Here is a 16,008-nt window from a genome sequence, read left to right on the forward strand (position 1 = left end):
ATTATCACCGCCTGCGCCGATCTCCCATAGCGTTTGTGATAACACTCAGCGTAGCTGCGATGAGCAAAAATACGCCACTGGCCATAAAGGTAGCCCGGTAACCGGCCCCGTCGTACAGCAAGCCGCCCACTGTGGCACCTGCGGTGATAGCCAACTGAATCACCGCAACCATCAAGCCACCACCGGCTTCTGCATTGTGCGGCAGCGCCTTGGCCAACCAGGTGAACCACCCCACGGGCGCACACGTGGCGATCAGTCCCCAAAGGCCGAGCAAAACCGCGACTGGGACCACCCAGGTACCCACTGCGATCACGGCGAATGCGATAGCGCTCATGATCAGCGGTATTCCCACCAAAATCCTGTTCAGGTTTCGGTTAACAAGCGCGCCCACTAACAGGGTGCCTAGCAAACCTGCGGCGCCAATGACCAACAGCAGGAGCGAGAGCGTGGGCAGGTCGACAAGCGTGACCTTCTCCAGGAAAGGCCGCAGATACGTGAAGAGTGTGAACTGTCCCATGAAGAGGAATGCTACTGCACTCATGCCAAGGGCGATCTTCCAGTCCCCCAGCAAGCGCAGGGGGCCGAAGGCCGATACCTGAGTGCGCTGGCTCGGCATAGCCGGCAGCGTGAAGGCCTGCCAGATCAACGCCAATGCAGCCAACGGCACGACGCAAAAGAACACCCCTCTCCAGCCAATCAAGCCGCCCAGGTAGCTCCCAACGGGCGCCGCGATTGCCGTGGCCAACGCAGTACCGCCCTGCATCACGGCAATAGCCCGCGCAATGAGGGCCTCTGGCGCGATGCGCATCATCACTGCAGTGGACATCGACCAGTAACCACCAATGGCAATCCCAAGCACGGCGCGCCCTACCATCAATGTCAGGTAGTTCGGGGCAAACGCCACCATCGCGCCGGAAACCAGCATGAGCGCAGTAGTGGCCAACAGCACCGGCTTGCGGTCGATCCCCTGGGTCACGGCTGCCAGCAACAGGCTGGTGATGACAGCAAAGAAACCCGAGATGGAAATGGCCTGCCCGGCTTGGCCTTCAGTCAGTGACAAATCGGACGCGATCGGCGTGAGCAAGCTCACCGGCAGGAACTCTGAAGCCACCAGGGCAAAAGCACATAGTGACATCGCCAGGACAGCGCCCCAGACGTGACGGCTTGAGTGTTGAAGGGGTATTGCTGGGCTGTTCATAGCGGTTCTCGTTGTATCAATTTCAAAGTGCACGGGCCTCAACTGCCGCCAATATTCCTCGCTTAAACCGGCACACCAGTAGAGCAAACGGGTAGTTTTCTTGCCTAAATGTCCAGCCCCTGCTCACCGGACATGGACAGGTGAAGTGACATGAAAGTAATGTTTTGCCATACGATGATCGGAACCGACGCCATGGCCACCAACGCATTAACGCCTTCAAGCACGAACCCAATGGCTACGCTGTGCAGGGTTATCGGCGCGCACGCCCCCACTGCGGGCGATTTCCCGACAGGCATTGCAGACCTGAGCGTCTACCGACGTAACGCCCCAGCCCCCCCGATCACCTGCATCGTCGAGCCGAGCATCGTGCTGGTCGTGCAGGGCGCCAAGGAAATGGTCATCGGCAGCGACGTGTTCCCCTACGATACGACTCGCTTCCTGGTCACCTCGCTGAACATACCCGCCAACTCAGCGGTGACGATGGCCAGCGATGCAGCGCCCTGTCTCGGCCTGGTATTCAAGCTCGACCTGCGCACGCTGGCGGAGCTGATCGCGCACGATGGTCGTCTTCCTGTGAACGGTCAGTCCTTCCATACCAGCGCTGGCGTGGGTGAACTGAGCCCGAAATTGTTGGAGAGCTTCGCCCGTCTGATTCAGCTGCTAGAGGAGCCGGATGCGATACCGGTGCTCTGGCCCCTGATTCAACGAGAGATCCACTATCGTTTGCTGTTGAGTAACCAGGCCCCTCTACTGCGCTATATCGCTTCCGTAGGCAGCAAGGGCCATCGAATTGCCAAAGCCATCGACTGGATGAAGCTGAACTACGCCGCGCCTTTGCGAGTGGACGAGCTGGCCTCCCAGGTGCAGATGGGGCTCTCCACCTTCCATCAGCATTTCCGTCAGCTCACCGCCATGAGCCCGCTGCAGTACCAGAAATGGCTGAGGTTGAACGAGGCGAAACGGTTGATGCTCAACGAAGACCTGGATGCTGCCACCGCTGCCTTCAAGGTCGGCTACGAGAGCCCCTCGCAGTTCAGCCGAGAGTACGGGCGCCAGTTCGGCATGCCGCCCAAACGTGATATCGCAGAACTGCGCCAAAGTGCGGAGAGAACAGCTACCTCCACACCAATCGTGGCGTGACCCTCGACGCTGGATAAGCCGCCCAAGCTGCGATACTACAAGTACCGATTAGCAACCCTTGAGCAAAGCATTAACGTTCAACGTCAACGCTTCAAGCGTGAACGGTTTCGTCAGCACAGCCGTATTGGGCTCTAGCTGGGCATTGTCCAAAACGTGCGGCTGCGCATACCCAGTCATGAACAAGACCGGAAGCCCCGACCGAGTGCAGCGGCCGGCATGGGCCATCTGCCTGCCGTCAATGCCTCCTGGGAGGCCAATGTCGGTTACCAGCAAATCGATGCGGGTATCCGAACGCAGTAATTGAAGGCCCGCTAGACTGTCGGCCGCCTCAATGACGATATAGCCGCAGTTCCCCAGCGCTTCACTCACAAACATGCGGACGGAGGGCTCATCATCGACGACCAGTACCGTCTCGCCTGGCAAGGCCATTGGCGATTCAGGCAAGGACTCTGCGCGAGGTACAGCTTCGACGCTGGCTGTAAGGCTGGGTAATTGAAGGAATACCCGGGTTCCTCGCCCCTCTTCCGACTCGATCCTGACCTGCCCGCCCGATTGTTTGGCAAAGCCATAAATCATGGACAGCCCAAGCCCGGTGCCCGCCCCTACGGGTTTGGTCGTGAAGAACGGCTCAAATACTCGAGTGAGCGTTTCGGAACTCATGCCGAGACCGTCATCGGCGACACAGATTGTGAAGTAGGTTCCAGGCTCCAATTCCGGATCCAGCTCGGCCCCTTGCACCAGTTCCTCGTTGTAGGTCTTGATGGCGATTGACCCTCCGCCTTTCAACGCGTCACGCGCGTTGATGCACAAGTTCAGCAGCGCGTTCTCCACTTGGGCCGGGTCGACAAGGCAGGTACTCGATGCCGCATGGAGCTCCACCTTGAGTTGAATGGCTGGCCCTACTGTCCGACTTATTAGCTCCTCCATATCGCTGATGAGCGTGTTCACATTGGTATGAACAGGCATCAGTGTCTGGCGGCGAGAGAACGCCAGCAGCCGGTGAGTGAGTGAGGCCGCCCTATGCGCCGCACCGTGGGCCACCGTCAGGTAGCGCTCTACATCAGCTATGCGTCCCTGCTTCAAGCGGAGCTTGATCAAATCAAGGCTCCCCGTGATGCCCGCCAGCAGATTGTTGAAGTCGTGTGCGATGCCTCCGGTCAGTTGGCCGACCGCTTCCATTTTTTGCGATTGACGCAGCGCTGCTTGCGCCGCTTCTCGCTCGGCCACAGCTTCTTCAACCCTCGCTTCCAAGGTGCGGTTGAGCTCAAGCAGCTCCGCCTCGGCGTTTCTTCGCGCGGTTACATCAATGGATGAGCCGATCAGCCCCATGACCTCGCCTGCTTCGTTGCACAGTGGCGCTTTGACCGAAAGCCAGTAGGTGGCTGTGCCATCCGGCATGTCGACACGCTCTTCGATCTGAACGGCCTGCCCGCCCTGCATAATGTGCCGATCGGTTTCCATTATCTGGCGTGCTTGGGCTTTGTCTTCCAAAAACTCCAAGTCGGTTTTGCCCAGGTAGAGCTCCGGTGGCTTGCCAACCAGTTGGGTGACACCATCGTTGGCAACGATCAACCGCCCCGCTAGATCTTTGGCGTAGACAACACCCGGAACGGCAGCAGTGAAGGTACGAAGCAACGCTGACATCCTGTCGCGCTCAGCCTCTGCTGAGCGGCGTGACTCAATGTCCATGAGAACGCCAGGGAACCGAACAGGGCGACCTTCATCGTCAAGCTCAGCTCTACCATTAGCCTCAATCCAACGGTAGTTGCCATCATGCTGTCTGACGCGGTATTCACACCGGTAGGCCCCCCCGCGGGTCATCGCCTCTTCGATATCGGCAGAGACACGTTCACGATCGTCAGGGTGAATAGAGGCGAAGGCTTCCTCAATCGGGATACCTGCCATGCATTTATCTGCTGGAAGTCCAAAAGATCGCGAGAATCGCTCATCCGCAGTCACTTGGTTGTCGAGGATGTTCCACACCCACGTTCCAACGATCGCGCCAGCATCGAGCGCCAACTGCAGGCGCTCCAAAACGCTCGTCGGAAACGCGGACTCCTGATGGGGTGATGCGGGAGCATCCAAGTCTCCTGAAGAGCCGGCGCCTTCGCGATCCATAAATTGCCTCTTTCTTACGCTTATGAGCGACTTGCCACTGGAGGCGATTCTAAAGCGTGATGCCGAGCGATAGCGAGCACAGCGCTTCGCCTTTTGGAAGCGCACTCGCGTGGAGTACATTTGTACTCCACGCGGAATATCTCATATAGCGCTTTCACCGGAACGGCTGAGGCATGCTTGCCTCATACCTGAAAAGTCACGCGCCAGCCCGCCGGCTACCTGTGCGTGGCAGGCATCAGGAAGGCCAGCACGTAAACCTAGCCCAGCTCGCGTTTGAGTTGTTCTTGATCGAGAACACCTTCCCAGCGAGCCACAAACAGTGCGGCGACACCGTTACCAATCACATTGATCAGTGCACCGCCTTCAGAGATGAACCGGTAGACGCCCAGCACCAACACCAGGCCGGCAGCGGGAATGACGTCGATGGAGCCAAGCGTCGCAGCCAGCGTGATAAACGCGCCCCCGGTCACGCTCGCTGCCCCCTTGGAAGTCAGCAGCAGGATGAGCAGCAGCGTTATCTGGTGGTAGAGCGATACATCGATATCCAGGGCTTGGGCGATAAAGATGGCCAGCACCGTCATGTTGATGCAGCTACCGTCCAGGTTGAAGCAATAGCCTGACGGCACCACCAGGCCCACCGTGGACTTCTCGCAGCCAAGCTTCTCAAGCTTGGTCATGAGTCGCGGCAGCGCGGACTCAGAGGACGATGTGCCGAGCACCAGAAACAGCTCTTCCCTGATGTACTTCAAAAACTTCCAGAGGCTGAAACCAGCCAGCCGAGCGGCAAGGTTCAAGATCACGAACACGAACACAAGGCCGGTCACGTAGTAGCAGATCAGCAGGTTTCCATAGGCCGCGAGCGATCCGATACCGTACTTGCCCACCGTGAATGCCATGCCACCGAAAGCGCCCAGCGGTGCCACGTACATGACGATTTTGAGCATCCGGAAGAACGCTTGAGCAACCAGATCAATCGTCGCCAACAGCGGTTTGCCGAGAGGCCCTAGCAGCTGGAGCCCAAAGGCGAACAACACAGAGATAAACAGTACCTGAAGGATCTCGCCGTCAGCGAAGGCGCCAAACACGGTGGTGGGAATGATGTGTGTCAGGAAGCCAACAACGCTTTGATCGTGTGCCGCCTTGGTGTAGCCAGCAATAGCGGATGCATCCAGCGTAGCGGGATCAATGTGCATCCCTACCCCAGGCTTGAACAGGTTTACACCTATCAAGCCAACAATCAGTGCCAAGGTAGTCAAGACTTCGAAATACACGAGAGACTTGAAGCCAATACGACCGATCTTCTTAAGGTTCTGCATGCTGGCGATGCCGCTCACGACGGTGCAGAAGATGATCGGCGCGATCAGCATCTTGATCATCTTGATGAACGTATCACCTAGCGGCTTCATCTGCTCACCCAGACCTGGGCTTATGTGCCCCAGCAGAATACCCAGCAAGATGGCCGCTAAAACCTGCACGTAGAGGTGGTGATAAAACGGCTTGCGTTTGATCACCGGAGCGTCAGGAATATCGGATGAAGAGCTGATTGTTTTTGTCATGGCGCTCTACCTGTTCAAGTTGTAAGTGCTAGTGCGGTCAGCAGACCACGTTGATCGGCTTCCCTGCGGCGAAGGCTTGGATGTTCGAAAGCAAGATGTCCTTGAGGCGGGATACGCTGCTCTGGCTTGCCCAGCCAACGTGAGGCGTGATGATGAGATTTGGCAGATGGCAGTTCAGTAATGGGTGATCAGCGCGCGGTGGCTCTCCATCCAGCACATCAAGCGCAACGCCCCCGAGGTGACCGGACTGCAAGGCTTCGATGAGTGCGTGCTCGTCAATGAGCGGCCCTCGGGCGGTGTTGATCAACAGGGCTCCGGGCTTCATCTGAGCAAGCTGCGGTGCGCCGATCAGATGCTGGGTTTGCGCGGTCAGCGGGCAGTGCAGCGTAATGGCGTCCGACTGCTGCAGCATGTCTTCGAACGAGACATAACCGTCACGGACAGTGGCCGCGCCGCGATGCTCGGCGAAGATCACCTTCATCTCGAGCGCTGAAGCCAATCGGGCCACCCTACTCCCGATATCACCGCGCCCCACAATACCCAGGGTGGCGCCCCGGATGTCGAGGATCGGCGTACCGTGCACGCAGAAGTGATTGGAGGTGGGCCAGTGACGTGACGCGGCCTCACGGTATTCGAAGAGGCGCCTGCGGAGTGCGAACAGGGAGGCGACAACTGCTTCAGCAACGCTTACCGCCGAGTAAGCCGGTGCATTGCAAACGGTAACGCCCAAATCCCTGCACGCTGCGATGTCGATGCAATCATAACCGGTCGCTGCAACGCAGATCAGCTTCAACCCAGGGAGTTGTTCAAGCTGCACCCGCCCCAACTTCACCTTGTTGGTAATGGCGACCTGGGCATCTGCAAGCGCAGCGACCACCTCGTCATGGCCTGTGCGCTCGCGGACAGTCCAGCTGCTAGTCAGCGCTGGGCGCGGCATGGCAGACGGCAGGCTGGCGCCGTCCAGGAATACGATATTCATGAAGTACCTCTTGTTATTTTGTCAGGTCGCGAGCGCGTTCACAGCGGCTCGGAAATCTCGATCAGGTTGAGATCTGGGTCGCGCACGTAGACCGAACGGATAGGCCCGGTGGCGCCCGTGCGCTGAATGGGCCCTTCAACGATCGGCCACGCCTGGGCCTGCAGATGTGCAATCACCTGTTCTAGACCGACGCTGGCGATGAAGCACAAGTCCAATGCGCCGGGAACGGGTAGATGGGCCTTCGGCTCAAACTCTTGGCCGCGGACGTGGACATTGATCTTCTGATTGCCAAAACAGAACGCCAGGCGCCCTGCCCCGAAGGTCTCGATGCGCATGCCCATGACGCGGACATAGAAGTCTTTGCACGCTTCGACATCAGTGGTGGTAAGTACCAGATGGTCCAGGTGGTCTATCACTTCGCCACCTCCGGTATCGCCGACACGACTTGCTTGGTCATGTTGTGGACGTGATCAGGGATTGGATGCAGGTTCAGGCGCTTACCCGCCTTGAGGATCTGGCTGGGCGTTGAGTGCCCGACCAACCCCGGTAGGCGTGCTGAGGCCATGAGGATTTTGTCCAAGTCGACGCCGGTGTCGTATCCGATCAGGTCGAGCATATGAACGAGGTCTTCAGTACACACATTGCCACTCGCGCCCGGGGCGTAGGGACAGCCGCCCAGCCCACCGAGTGAAGCGTCAAACCGATCGACCCCGGCCTCGAGTGCGGCCAACGTGTTCGCCAGGGCCATGCCGCGGGTGTTGTGGAAATGTAGCGTCACCTGCAGTTCAGGGAAGCGTTTAAGCACTTCAGCTGACAAGGCTTGCACCTGAGAAGGGAACGCCATGCCTGTGGTGTCACACAGCGTAACCCCACGCACACCTAAATCTGCGAAGCGGGCAACCCAGCTCATTACCTCTGCAAACGCCACATCGCCCTGCATCGGACAACCGAATACCGTAGAGAGCGACACGTTCACCGCAACGGGGCCTTGCCCAATAACCGAGACTACTTCCTTCAATTGAGCAAAGGAGTCTTCACGGGTCATGCGCAGATTGGACCTGTTGTGGGGTTCGCTCACCGACATGACCAGGTTGGCCTCGTCGATTCCGCAACCCAATGCGCGCTCGGCACCCCGGACATTGGGAACGAGCACCGTATACTCGACCCCGGGCTGGCGTTTGATGCCATGCATCACGGCTTCTGCGTCACGCAGCGCCGGAATCGCCTTGGGCGAGGTAAACGAGGTCACCTCAATTTTGGCGAAGCCGCACTGGCTAAGCGTGTCGATCATCGAAATCTTGTCAGCCGTCTCGATGAAGGTTGCTTCGTTCTGGAAGCCGTCACGGGTTGCGACTTCTTGCATAAATAGGCGTTTCATCAGGTTACTCCATACTTCAAATAATGCCGCGTGCGCGCCACTGTTCAAGGGTTTGCGCATCGATGCCGTACGCATTCAAGACATGGTCGGTGTGCTCGCCGAGTGTCGGTGCCCTTGATCGCAATTGCCCTGGCGTGGAAAGGAGCTTGGGCACGATGCCTGGCAGGGTGACCGGTGTTCCATCGTCCAGCGTGCTCGCCAGCAACATCTCACGAGCCTGGTAATGGGGGTCGGTTGCGATATCGGCGGCGTCGTAGATCTTGCCGGCAGGAATGCGCGCATCGTTCAGCGCATCCAGGACTTCTTCAAGCGAGCGCTCGGCCGTCCAGGTCGAGATCGCAGCGTCGATGCGCGCCACGTGTCGAACGCGGCCATCGTTCTGCTCAAGCTCAGGATCATTGGCGAGATCGAGGCGATCAATCTTCTCCATCAGGCGGCGATAGATGCTGTCCCCATTACCCGCGATCAGCGCATACTTTCCATCCTTGCAACGGTATGCGTTTGTGGGTGCGATCCCAGGCAGGCTGCTGCCAGCCGGTTGGCGAATGGACTCGAATACCGAGTACTCAGGGATCAGGCTTTCCATCATGTTGAACACAGACTCGTACAGCGCGACATCAACCTGCTGCCCCTCGCCGTTGTTCTGCTCTCTATGGCGCAAAGCCAGAAGAACGCCAATCACCCCATGAAGCGCAGACAGAGAGTCACCGATCGACACCCCAACCCGCACAGGCGTACGCCCTGGCTCACCGGAAAGATGGCGTAAGCCACCCATGGCCTCCCCAATGACACCAAAGCCCGGCAAGTCACGGTACGGGCCGCTCTGCCCGTAGCCAGACACACGCAGCATGACCAGGCGTGGGTTGATTTCGCGCAGGACGTCCCACCCTAGGCCCCACTTTTCAAGCGTGCCGGGGCGGAAGTTTTCGATGAGGATATCAGCGTCTGCAACCAGCCGTTTGACCACATCATGGGCTTCAGCCTGACGCAGATCCAGCGTAATAGAGCGCTTGTTACGCGATTGAGAAGCCCACCATACGGACGTTCCGTTGTGGAGCATGCGCCATTTGCGCAGAGGGTCGCCGGTCACAGGTGGCTCGATCTTGATAACGTCGGCACCAAACTCGGCGAGCATCTTGGCAGCAAACGGGCCAGCAATCAGTTGCCCCATTTCGATGACCTTGATGCCTTGTAATGGGAGGGTCATGGCGTCATCCGCTCTTGTTGGTTGTTATGGCAGGATGATCCCTCTCATTGTGCATGATGAAAATTGCGAAATTATCCAGTACCCTTTCCAAAATCGAAAGGCTAGGAGCCGTTGATGAGCCTTCTGCATGTTGATTTGGTATCCCTACGCCTCCTGGTCTTCGCGGCAGAAACGCTCAATCTGACCCAAGCGGCCCATCGCGCAAACATGACGCTCTCCACCGCGAGCAAGCGCCTGTCTGAGCTGGAGCGAATTACCGACTGCGCGCTGTTCGTCCGCTTGCCACGCGGGGTGGAATTGACTGCAGCGGGTCGAGGCATCGCTGATCACGCTCGGCATATACTCGAGAGCGTCAACCGCATGGCTTGCGATGCAAATGACTTTGCCATGGGCGTGCGCGGTCATGTTCGACTGACCGCCAACACGTCTGCTGTCGTGCAATTTCTACCCCAGGATCTGGCGAGCTACCTTGCCGATAACCCGCATGTCCGCATTGGGATGGACGAAGCGCTCAGCGACGACATCGTGGACGCTGTTTTCAATGGCCGAGCTGACATCGGGATTTTTGCTGACAACGTCGCGTCTGAGGGGCTGTTGAAGAGGGTCTACCGGCGTGATCAACTGGTGCTGCTGGTGCCCACTGATCACCCACTGACTGCATCGAGCGAGATAGCGCTGGCGGACGCGCTAGACTACGATTTCGTGGCACTCAACCAAGGCAGTTCCCTGCTCCGGCGCTTGACTGACGCAGCAGTAGCGAACGGAAAGATGCTGAAGGTTCGCATTCAGGTCAGCAGCTTCGATGGGATCTGCAGGATGATCGAGGCCGGCCTTGGCGTGGGCGTTCTGCCATTGGCATCAGTGAGGAAAGAGCTGCTAGGGACGCAGATCCAAGCCATCAGGCTCACCGATGACTGGGCCATCCGAACGCTGTATGTAGGGGTTGCAGGTGAGACCCAGCTATCGCCTGAGGCGGCCAAGCTGTTCGAGTATCTCGCGGGTAGAGAAAACGACCTGTAATTTGCGCAATGACGCCCGCAAGAATCAAAGAAAACCCTGGGGTGAGATGCCCATCAACAATACCCGCACACCGCACAACAGTTCGATAATCGCACAAAATCCGCTCCCCTCTCTCTACTTGTGCCCAATCTTGCGGCACGCTATCGGCAGTCAGCAAACATTTCCTAGGCGCTGACTGGCCCAGTCGCTTCGAAGCGCGCCGGCCAGGTCGACAATCCCTACTCCAGGAAAAACCAGGAGCTCGCTTTGATCAATAAAACGTTTGAGTCCATCGCCAGCGCGGTGGAAGGCATCACCGACGGTTCGACCATCATGGTCGGTGGCTTCGGCACTGCCGGTATGCCGTCTGAGCTGATTGATGCTCTGATCGCCACCGGTACCCGCGACCTGACCATCATCAGCAACAACGCCGGCAACGGTGAGGTCGGCCTGGCCGCGCTGCTCAAGGCGGGCAGCGTGCGCAAGGTGGTCTGCTCGTTCCCGCGTCAGTCCGACTCCTATGTCTTCGACGAGCTGTTCCGGGCCGGCAAGATCGAACTCGAAGTGGTACCACAAGGCAACCTGGCCGAGCGTATCCGCGCCGCGGGCTCGGGCATCGGTGCGTTCTTCTCGCCGACCGGCTACGGCACCCTGCTGGCCGAAGGCAAAGAAACCCGTGAGATCGACGGCCGCCAGTACGTCCTGGAAATGCCGCTGCACGCTGACTTCGCGCTGATCAAGGCGCACAAGGGTGACCGTTGGGGCAACCTGGTTTACCGCAAGGCCGCTCGCAACTTCGGCCCTATCATGGCCATGGCCGCCAAAACCGCCATTGCCCAGGTCGACCAGATTGTCGAACTCGGTGAACTGGACCCGGAACACATCATCACCCCGGGTATCTTCGTCCAGCGCGTGGTCGCCGTCACCGGCGCTGCCGCTTCTTCGATCGCCAACGCTGTCTGAGGCCTGCCATGACCATCACCAAAAAGCTCTCCCGCACCGAGATGGCCCAGCGCGTGGCCGCAGACATTCAGGAAGGCGCCTACGTCAACCTGGGCATCGGCGCACCGACCATGGTGGCCAACTACCTGGGCGACAAGGAAGTGTTCCTGCACAGCGAGAACGGCCTGCTGGGCATGGGCCCAAGCCCCGCGCCGGGCGAAGAAGACGATGACCTGATCAACGCCGGCAAGCAGCACGTGACCCTGCTCACCGGGGGTGCCTTCTTCCACCACGCCGACTCGTTCTCGATGATGCGTGGCGGCCACCTGGACATCGCTGTACTGGGCGCCTTCCAAGTGTCGGCCAAAGGTGACCTGGCCAACTGGCACACCGGCGCCGAAGGCTCGATCCCGGCCGTAGGCGGCGCGATGGACCTGGCCACCGGCGCCCGCCAGGTGTTCGTGATGATGGACCACCTGACCAAGTCCGGCGAAAGCAAGATCGTGCCCGAGTGCACTTATCCGCTGACTGGCATTGGGTGCGTCAGCCGCATCTACACCGACCTGGCCGTGCTGGACGTGACGTCCGACGGGCTGAAAGTGGTCGAGATCTGCGCCGACATCGACTTCGACGAGTTGCAGAAGCTCAGTGGCGTACCGCTGATCAAGTAATCCGCGCAAAGCGTAGGTATCCGCCTGCCGGCGAATGGGCCTAAAAGGTCGCATCGCCGCCAAGGCGGATCTGCTTGGGCCGTCAGGACGTCTGAAACGCCAACAGCGCCTGTTCCAGTTCATCGATAGCAGTTTCAATCTTGCCCACGGCGTCCGCCATCTGCCCGAAAGTCACCTGCGGGTCCGCGCACACAACCTCCAAGCGCTGACAGCATTCGACTAATTGCTGCCCCTTGACCACCCGCGCGGCACCTTTGATTCGATGTGCGTACTCTCGCAACCGGTCGGTATCCCGTTCACCTAGCAAGGTGTGCAAGGTCTTGCAGTCTTTACGATTGTTATGGATCAGTTCGTCCAGTATCTGGCGAAACTTCACCGGCTCACTGCTAATCAACAGCTCCAACGGCCCGAGATCAAGCAGCTTTTTCGACTCAGTGGGTGCAAGCAGTGGCGCTGGCGGGCAATGCTCTAGCACAACAGTATCGAATGCCGCCTCTGGCCCAAGTGCCAGCAGGCGCGCATCGAGGTCATCCAACCCCAGCGGCTTGATCAGGCACTCGTTCATGCCGGCTTGAATACACAATTCGATCTCTTCGGGCTGGGCATCGGCTGTCAGGCCGATGATCACCGACGCCTCCCCGCCTCGCGCCTGTTCCGCCTTACGGATCGCCCGAGCAAGGTCGACGCCGCTCATCACCGGCATATGGCAGTCGGTGATGATGATATCGAAGGGCTGATCACGCCAACGCTCGTAAGCCACCTGGCCATTTTCAGCCTCACTGACGTCATGGCCGAGAAAATTAAGTTGCTCGTGCAGCACCTGGCGGTTGATCCGATGATCATCCACTATCAGCACTTGCAATCGCTGCCGAGGCCTTGCCGGGATCAGCCCAGGTACGTGCCGCGTGGCGATGCACTCAAGGACCTGCAGGCGCATTTCGACATCCACCCGGGTGCCGCGCCCCAGGGTGCTGGTCAGCACCACCCTGCCCCCCATCATTTCGCACAACGACCGACAGATCACCAGGCCAAGGCCGGTCCCTTCAGTCTGTTGCACATTGCGTTGAGCCTGGACAAAGGGCGTGAACAGGCGCTGCTGATCGGCCAGGCTGATGCCCACGCCGGTGTCTTCGACGCTGAGGTGGACATTGAGCAGGCTGGCATTGACTTGCAGCCCGGCAATACTGACCTTGATCGAGCCTTCTTCGGTGAACTTGATGGCATTGCTGATCAGGTTCGAGAGGATCTGCTTGAAGCGAAGTGCATCGACCAGCACATCGCAGTTGATGCTCGAATCAATGTCGAGGATCAGGTTCAGGCGTTTTTGCCTGGCCAGCCCCTCGAACACCCTGGCTACCGATTCAACCAGCTCACGCAAGTTTGCACGCTTGGGCGACAGGCTTAGGCGCCCGGACTCGATACGGGCGATGTCGAGGATATCGCCGATCAGCTCCAACAGGCTCTTGGCCGAGGTGTGAGCGATTTCAATGCTGGCACGGTCGATCGGCTGGCTTTCGGCGCGTTTGAGCGCAAGCTCAAGGATGCCGATCACGGCGTTCATGGGCGTGCGGATTTCATGACTCATGGTGGCCAGGAAGCTGGTCTTGGCGCGGCTGGCGTCGTCTGAAAGCGCCTTCGCTTCTTGCAGCTGCGCTACCAGCTGGCGGTGTTCTGTGATGTCCAGCCAACCACAGATCACGCCCTTGATTTCACCTTTGGAGTCTTGGAAGGGTTGCACCCAATGGTTGATCCACGCCTCCCTGCCCTGGAGCTGCACGGCATGTACCGACTCGATCGTCCGCCCTTCGCGCATGGCCTGAAAGTAGTTGCGGTGAAAGTCCGGGAGGCTCTCGAAGTTCTCCTTAGGTAATTGACGGACGGTTTTATTCAGCACCGCTTCGGCACTCAGGCCAACGCTTTTGAGGTAGCTACGGTTGCACGACAGCATCCGCCCCTTGGTATCACGGACGTAAAGCGGCGGCGGCATGCAGTCGGTCAGGGTTTCGACAAACTGCAACTGATCGTTGAGCATCCGCTCGGCCTTGAGCCGGGCCTTGATCTGCCTGCGCAGGTAAAACACCCATACCAGCGAAAGCAACAGCAACAGCGCTGCAGCGGCGACAATTTCAGTGATCAGGCGCTCATAATCGACCCAGGTCTGGCCGCTCATGCCCGGTGGCGAACGCCAGCGGTTGGAAATCGCATTGAGCTCGTCCGGTGCAATGCTCTGCAAGACAGTGTCGATGATCGACTGCAGCTCCACATCACTGCGGCGCATGGCGAAATTGACCGTCGCCGGGCCAACATCGAGTATCTCGTTGATGGCCAGTTTGTCGCGAAACAAACGCTCGATGTAATAGCGCGCCGCAGGCAACGACACCATGGCGGCATCGGCTTCGCCCTCGTAGAGCAGGTTCATAGAGTCCAGCGAGCCCCCCCCCTCCACCACACGGGCTTCGGGGTAACGCTTGCGCAGTTGCTCGATGGCCACATGGCCTGTGGGCACCGCAACACGCTTGTCGACCAGGTTGCCCAGCTTGCCTTGTTGATCAGTGCTGCTCAGCAACACAAACGGGCTGTTGAGCAGTGGCCGGGAAAAGCGCAGGTACTCTTCGCGCTCGGAACTTGCCGTCATCAACGCCAGGTCTGCCTTGCCCTTTTGCACGGCGTCGATGATCTGCGGGAAGCCGCCACTGCGGGAAACCACTTCAAAATGCAGGCCGGTACTGAGGGTAACCACTTCGAGGATATCGGCGATCCCGCCGGAAAACACCCCGCTCGCATCAAAATACGCGCCTGGAGCCAAGTCATCATTGATCACCAGGCGTATCACCGGATGCCGCTGGATCCAGCGTACCTGCTCTACCGTGAGGTCAATCGGCGCTTCACTGGGGATGTAACTGTTGCCTACCCATCGCTTGGCCAAATTGCGCAACTGAGCTTCGCCGATGGAGGTAAGGGCCACATTAAGCAGCCGCTGCAAACGCGTGTTGTCGACCTGCAGGGCATAGCTGTAGTCGCCTCCGCGTACGTCGGAAAACCGCTCGAAACGGACGAAGTTATAAAATGAACGATTGATCAGGTAGTAGGCGCTGTACAGGTCGTCCAGATAAACATCGGCCTGCCCGAACGCAGCAGCGGCAATCGCCTTATCGTGGTCGGCGTACACCCGGAAATCCGCCCTCGGGTAGTGTTGCTTGAGCTCAGCGCTGTGTTCGTGGGTAATCGCTACACGCAAGCCGGCAAGGTCGACCGGGGAATGCCGGGGTTCGGCACTGCGCTTGAACACCGCCAGCCGGTCCTGGGCGTAAGGAATGCTCAGTAGCAGATCCGGCCGCGGCGCAGTGCTGCCATGCATACTGATCACGTCGACGCTACCGGCCTGCACTGCTTTGAGCGCGTCCTGCTCACTGGCAAAGGGCACGACTTTCACCTGCAAACCCAACAGCTGCGCGACCAGTGCGGTTGCGTCGGCGCTGATGCCCTCGTACAGGTTGTCTTGGGCGTTGACCGAAAACGGCGCGGCTTCGGTTGCAGACACGCCAACCTTGAGCTCGGCCTTGTGCCGCAGCCAATGCCAGTCCTCGATCGAAATCGCCATGTCGTGACGGTCGATACGCAGTTGGCTAGCCAGCACCTGCGGGGCCAGTGGTAAGGAGGCGGCCAGCAGCGGCGCACTGCTCAACAGCAGGCCGATGGAAAGGCAGAGGGAACGTAGAAGCATACGAGATAAACAACCGAAAATGCCTGGGGATCGCCGCCAGGAGCGGCGCAATGATAGTTCAAAGCCGGAGCAGTCGCTCGTTCATGCAGGCCAGGC

Annotated in this window: 12 protein-coding genes; 4 read left to right on the forward strand and 8 right to left on the reverse strand. The window is 59.0% G+C overall.

All coding sequences use genetic code 11. From position 1 onward, the window contains the following. Positions 1-4 precede the first annotated feature (4 nt). Positions 5-1,198, reverse strand: coding sequence for an MFS transporter (locus OO306_RS02820; protein ID WP_265967603.1), 1,194 nt, complete (start codon positions 1,196-1,198; stop codon positions 5-7). Positions 1,199-1,429: 231 nt separating this feature from the next. Here OO306_RS02820 and OO306_RS02825 point away from each other — a divergent pair, with 231 nt between their 5' ends. Beyond that, positions 1,430-2,338: an AraC family transcriptional regulator gene (locus OO306_RS02825; protein ID WP_265967667.1), complete on the forward strand. Its 909-nt coding sequence runs from the start codon at positions 1,430-1,432 to the stop codon at positions 2,336-2,338. A 48-nt stretch (positions 2,339-2,386) separates the two neighbouring features. On the opposite strand, the gene OO306_RS02830 is transcribed toward OO306_RS02825, so the two are convergent. The 6 genes from OO306_RS02830 to OO306_RS02855 form a co-directional block, all read right to left on the reverse strand. Continuing rightward, entirely contained in the window at positions 2,387-4,456 is a 2,070-nt protein-coding gene (locus OO306_RS02830; RefSeq protein WP_265967604.1) for a PAS domain-containing sensor histidine kinase, read from the reverse strand. Positions 4,457-4,713: 257 nt separating this feature from the next. Next, positions 4,714-6,012 carry a C4-dicarboxylate transporter DctA gene (dctA, locus tag OO306_RS02835; protein WP_265967605.1) on the reverse strand — a complete coding sequence of 433 codons (1,299 nt, stop codon included), beginning with the start codon at positions 6,010-6,012 and terminating at the stop codon, positions 4,714-4,716. A gap of 37 nt (positions 6,013-6,049) precedes the next feature. Beyond that, positions 6,050-6,991: a D-2-hydroxyacid dehydrogenase gene (locus OO306_RS02840; RefSeq protein WP_265967606.1), complete on the reverse strand. Its 942-nt coding sequence runs from the start codon at positions 6,989-6,991 to the stop codon at positions 6,050-6,052. A 38-nt stretch (positions 6,992-7,029) separates the two neighbouring features. Then, the gene (locus tag OO306_RS02845) at positions 7,030-7,407 is read right to left on the reverse strand and encodes a VOC family protein (protein ID WP_265967607.1); all 378 of its coding nucleotides are present in this window, start codon (positions 7,405-7,407) and stop codon (positions 7,030-7,032) included. Continuing rightward, positions 7,404-8,369, reverse strand: a complete 966-nt coding sequence (locus OO306_RS02850) for a hydroxymethylglutaryl-CoA lyase (protein ID WP_265967608.1) — start codon at positions 8,367-8,369, stop codon at positions 7,404-7,406. The genes OO306_RS02845 and OO306_RS02850 overlap by 4 nt, the downstream gene beginning before the upstream one ends. Positions 8,370-8,385: 16 nt before the next feature. Further along, positions 8,386-9,576, reverse strand: coding sequence for a CaiB/BaiF CoA-transferase family protein (locus tag OO306_RS02855; RefSeq protein ID WP_265967609.1), 1,191 nt, complete (start codon positions 9,574-9,576; stop codon positions 8,386-8,388). Between the two features lie 111 nt (positions 9,577-9,687). Between OO306_RS02855 and OO306_RS02860 the strand changes: the two genes are divergently transcribed. The 3 genes from OO306_RS02860 (at position 9,688) to OO306_RS02870 (ending at position 12,188) form a co-directional block, all read left to right on the forward strand. Beyond that, positions 9,688-10,596 (forward strand): LysR family transcriptional regulator, encoded by a 909-nt coding sequence (locus OO306_RS02860; RefSeq protein WP_238214088.1) that lies wholly within the window; start codon positions 9,688-9,690, stop codon positions 10,594-10,596. 246 nt (positions 10,597-10,842) lie between these two features. Continuing rightward, the gene (locus tag OO306_RS02865) at positions 10,843-11,538 is read left to right on the forward strand and encodes a 3-oxoacid CoA-transferase subunit A (protein ID WP_027593311.1); all 696 of its coding nucleotides are present in this window, start codon (positions 10,843-10,845) and stop codon (positions 11,536-11,538) included. A gap of 8 nt (positions 11,539-11,546) precedes the next feature. After that, positions 11,547-12,188, forward strand: coding sequence for a 3-oxoacid CoA-transferase subunit B (locus tag OO306_RS02870; RefSeq protein WP_027593312.1), 642 nt, complete (start codon positions 11,547-11,549; stop codon positions 12,186-12,188). Between the two features lie 82 nt (positions 12,189-12,270). Here OO306_RS02870 and OO306_RS02875 read toward each other — a convergent pair whose 3' ends face one another. Beyond that, the gene (locus tag OO306_RS02875) at positions 12,271-15,789 is read right to left on the reverse strand and encodes a transporter substrate-binding domain-containing protein (protein WP_323055822.1); all 3,519 of its coding nucleotides are present in this window, start codon (positions 15,787-15,789) and stop codon (positions 12,271-12,273) included. Positions 15,790-16,008 lie beyond the last annotated feature (219 nt).

The organism is Pseudomonas sp. DCB_AW, assembly GCF_026240895.1.
GTDB classification, from domain to species: Bacteria; Pseudomonadota; Gammaproteobacteria; order Pseudomonadales; family Pseudomonadaceae; genus Aquipseudomonas; species Aquipseudomonas kermanshahensis.

Excerpts from the sequence above, each read along its gene's own strand:
- OO306_RS02825 (WP_265967667.1), top strand. The coding sequence starts at position 1,430 with ATGGCTACGCTGTGCAGGGTTATCGGCGCGCACGCCCCCACTGCGGGC.
- OO306_RS02850 (WP_265967608.1), bottom strand. The coding sequence starts at position 8,369 with ATGAAACGCCTATTTATGCAAGAAGTCGCAACCCGTGACGGCTTCCAG.
- OO306_RS02855 (WP_265967609.1), bottom strand. The coding sequence starts at position 9,576 with ATGACCCTCCCATTACAAGGCATCAAGGTCATCGAAATGGGGCAACTG.
- dctA (WP_265967605.1), bottom strand. The coding sequence starts at position 6,012 with ATGACAAAAACAATCAGCTCTTCATCCGATATTCCTGACGCTCCGGTG.
- OO306_RS02830 (WP_265967604.1), bottom strand. The coding sequence starts at position 4,456 with ATGGATCGCGAAGGCGCCGGCTCTTCAGGAGACTTGGATGCTCCCGCA.
- OO306_RS02875 (WP_323055822.1), bottom strand. The coding sequence starts at position 15,789 with ATGGCGATTTCGATCGAGGACTGGCATTGGCTGCGGCACAAGGCCGAG.
- OO306_RS02870 (WP_027593312.1), top strand. The coding sequence starts at position 11,547 with ATGACCATCACCAAAAAGCTCTCCCGCACCGAGATGGCCCAGCGCGTG.
- OO306_RS02840 (WP_265967606.1), bottom strand. The coding sequence starts at position 6,991 with ATGAATATCGTATTCCTGGACGGCGCCAGCCTGCCGTCTGCCATGCCG.
- OO306_RS02820 (WP_265967603.1), bottom strand. The coding sequence starts at position 1,198 with ATGAACAGCCCAGCAATACCCCTTCAACACTCAAGCCGTCACGTCTGG.